A 3,098-nucleotide genomic window follows, 5' to 3' on the forward strand; every position below is an offset into this window, starting at 1 on the left:
GTCGGTGCGGGTGTACATGGCCCGGACGCTGCTTGACGGGCTCCAGTCCCTTGAGGACGCGGATCGAGCCTTCGCCGTAGCTGCCCGGTGGGTTGGACTGCTTTGGTTGCCATGGGGCGGGGATTCTATGCAGCGTCGGTGACGCTCCCTGACGCCGGATGGCAGGGGTCGCTCCCATGGGGGTTTCCCCTCGGAAGCGGGGCCTGCGCTGCAAGGCCGCGCGCATGCCGCACGGCGGGTGCGCGGCGGCACGTCCGGTTACCGATCGGACGCCGGCGAGCGGGAGGCGCTGTCGTAGCATCCGCCGCTTCCCGGCTTGTCGGGCCCCGCTACCGGGGGTCCGCCGCACTCCCCCACCGTCGCCCTCCCCGGTTTCATGCGCCCGTCCCGCCCCCTCCACGCCGTCCGCCCCGTGCGGGCCTTGCTGGCGCCGCTCGCCGTGGCCCTGAGCGCGCTGCTCGTGGGAGGCCCGGCCCGGGCGGAGGACTTCAAGGCCAGTCCCGAGATGGCGATGGAACTGCGCCACGCGCGCTGGTTCGACGGCGAGAAGCTGCAGAGCGGGACCCTCTATGTCGAGGACGGCCGCTTCGTCGAGAAGCGCCCGCGCAAGGTCAACCGGCTGCTGGAGCTGCGCGGCCAGACGCTGGTCGCGCCGCTCGCCGACGCCCACAACCACAACCTGCAGGGCGCCTGGGGCCTGGACAAGTTCGGCCAGGATTACCTGCGCGACGGCGTGTTCTACGCCGCGATGCTGTGCGCCGATCCGGCCGCGATCGATCCGATCCGCGCCCGGATCTCGCAGCCGGAAACGCCGGACGTGCTCTTCGCCACCGCCTGCATCACCTCGTCGGACGGCCAGCCGCTGGCGATGCTGCAATCGGGCACGCCGCCGATGACGCTGGACCAGATCGTCGACAAGGCGGTGCTGGTGATGGACACGCCCGACGACGTGGCCAGGAAGTGGCCGCTGATCGCCGGCCGCCACAGCGACCTGGTGAAGGTCATCATGAGTTACCACGACCGCCCCGAGCTGCGCCAGCAGCCCGAGTTGCGCGGCCGGCTGGGCGTGACGCCCGAGGTCGTGGCCGAGGTCGTGCGCCGCGCCCATGCCGAGCAGCGCCGCGTGGTGGTCCACATCGAGAGCGTCGCCGACTTCGCCGCGGCGGTGCGCGCCGGCGCCGACTTCATCGCCGAGCTGCCGGGCTACTTCCCCCAGCACGGCGAGGCGCCGGAGACCCACCTGATCCCGCCCGAGGTCGCCGCGCTGGCCGCCGAGAAGCAGGTCGGCATCGTCACCGCCACCGTCGCGACGCGGCTGTTCCAGCCGGCGCCGGAGCTGCTGGCGCGGATCGAGGCGGTCCAGAAGCAGAACCTGGAACGCCTGAAGGCGGCCGGCGCGCGGCTGCTGGTCGGCTCGGACCTGTTCACCGGCAATGCGCTCAACGAGCTGCACCACCTGGACCAGCTGGGCGTGCTCGACAAGGCCGCGCTGCTGCGCCTGGCCACCGTCGACACGCCGCGGGCGCTGTTCCCGCAGCGCAAGCTCGGCTGCTTCCAGCCCGGCTGCGAGGCCAGCTTCCTGGTGCTGATCGGCAATCCGCTCGAGGACCTGGACGCGCTGGACAAGCCGTTGCTGCGCATCAAGCAGGGCCGCGTGCTGACCCAGCTGGACGACGTGGCCGCCACCGCCGGCGAGGAGAACAACGCCCTCAACGCGGCCCCCGGCAAGAAGAAGGCGACCGGCAAGAAGGCCGGCACCCGCGGCACGAAGAAGTCGACCCCGGCCAAGGGCAAGGCCAAACCGGCCTCGGGCAAGTCGGGCTGAGCGCGACCGACCAGCCCGCGCCCCCCCGCGGGGGATGTGCGTCATTCAGGTGTCAGCCAAGCCGACCCGAAGCCATTACATTGCCCGGATGAGCGCGATCCCGACCTCCCCCTCCTCGTCCCGCACCCTGTCGCTGCAGCAGGTGCTGATCTGCGGCGCCGCGATCGTCACGCTGTCGATGGGCATCCGCCACGGCTTCGGGCTGTGGCTGACGCCGGTGACGATGGACCGCGGCTGGACGCGCGAAGCCTTCTCGCTGGCGCTGGCCGTCCAGAACATCGCCTGGGGCGCCGCCGGACCGTTCGCCGGCATGCTGGCCGACCGCTTCGGCGCGCTGCGGGTGCTGGTCGCCGGCGCCTTCCTCTACGCGGCTGGCCTGGCGCTGATGGCCGTCTCCACGACCGCCGCCGGCTTCCTGGGCAGCGCCGGCGTGCTGATCGGCCTGGCGCAGTCGGGCACCACCTACGCGGTGGTCTACGGCGTCATCGGCCGCAACGTGGCGCCGGAGAAGCGCTCCTGGGCGATGGGCGTCGCGGCGGCGGCCGGTTCCTTCGGCCAGTTCCTGATGGTGCCGGTCGAGAACTGGCTGATCGGCTACAGCGGCTGGCAGAACGCGCTGTTCGTGCTGGCGATCGCCGCCTGCCTGATCGTGCCGCTGGCCTTCGGCCTGCGCGAACCGGCCCGGGACGCCGCCCACGGCGCGCACCACCAGAGCATCGGCCAGGCCCTGCGCGAGGCCTTCGGCTATCGCAGCTTCCAGCTCCTGATGCTGGGTTATTTCGTCTGCGGCTTCCAGGTCGTGTTCATCGGCGTGCACATGCCCAGCTACCTGAAGGACCACGGCCTGACGCCGCAGGTCGCCACCAACGCGCTGGCGTTGATCGGGCTCTTCAATGTCTTCGGCACCTATGCGGCCGGCACGCTGGGCCAGAGACTGCCCAAGCGCTACCTGCTCTCGGCCATCTACCTGCTGCGCTCGATCGCGATCCTGATCTTCCTGAACGTGCCGCTGACGCCAGTCAGCGTCTATGTCTTCGCCGCCGTGATGGGCGTGCTGTGGCTGTCCACCGTGCCGCCGACCAACGCCATCGTGGCGCAGATCTTCGGCGTGCAGCACATGTCGATGCTGGGCGGCTTCGTGTTCTTCAGCCACCAGATCGGCTCCTTCCTGGGCGTCTGGCTGGGCGGCAAGCTCTACGACGCGACCGGCTCCTACGACGTCGTCTGGTACCTGGCGATCGCGCTGGGCGTGATGGCGATGCTGGCCAACCTG

The 3,098-nt window shown here is 70.9% G+C and carries 2 protein-coding genes; both read left to right on the plus strand.

Annotated features, from left to right (window positions below; translation table 11 throughout):
• Positions 1 to 412: 412 nt before the first annotated feature.
• Positions 413 to 1,825, plus strand: coding sequence for an amidohydrolase family protein (locus FUT87_RS22070; RefSeq protein ID WP_183491077.1), 1,413 nt, complete (start codon positions 413 to 415; stop codon positions 1,823 to 1,825).
• Positions 1,826 to 1,913: 88 nt separating this feature from the next.
• On the plus strand, positions 1,914 to 3,098 hold a 1,185-nt coding region (locus tag FUT87_RS22075), incomplete at its 3' end, for an MFS transporter (RefSeq protein ID WP_147242403.1).

The sequence above is a fragment of the Mitsuaria sp. TWR114 genome, from assembly GCF_007997345.1.